1 pseudogene is annotated in these 294 nt (G+C 45.6%); it reads left to right on the top strand.

Annotated elements, in window-relative coordinates:
- Positions 1-294: pseudogene (locus tag P0G09_RS19625) on the top strand (relaxase/mobilization nuclease domain-containing protein); the annotation flags it as partial.

Below are 294 nucleotides of genomic sequence, written 5' to 3'. Positions count from 1 at the left end.
CAGATGAGGAATTTCTGCTTTCAAAACGTCAGTATCAGCATATTACCGGCAGACAGCAGAAGAACAATATCATCGCATACCAGATACGCCAGTCCTTTAAGCCGGGAGAAATCACCCCGGAAGAAGCGAACCAAGTCGGCTATTAAACAGCGATGCGATGGACAAAGGGAAAACACGCTTTCATCGTTGCGACCCACTTCGACAAATCCAACATTCACAATCATATCTTTTATAATTCGACCTCGCTGGATGCCACACGGAAATTCAAAAACTTCTTTCTTTCCGGTCTGGCGG

Origin of the sequence: Faecalibacterium sp. DFI.5.82, assembly GCF_029076575.1 — a bacterium.
Classification (GTDB): domain Bacteria; phylum Bacillota; class Clostridia; order Oscillospirales; family Ruminococcaceae; genus Faecalibacterium; species Faecalibacterium duncaniae.
The sequence above is the reverse complement of the archived record's forward strand: the minus strand, read 5'-3'. Positions and strand labels throughout refer to the sequence as shown.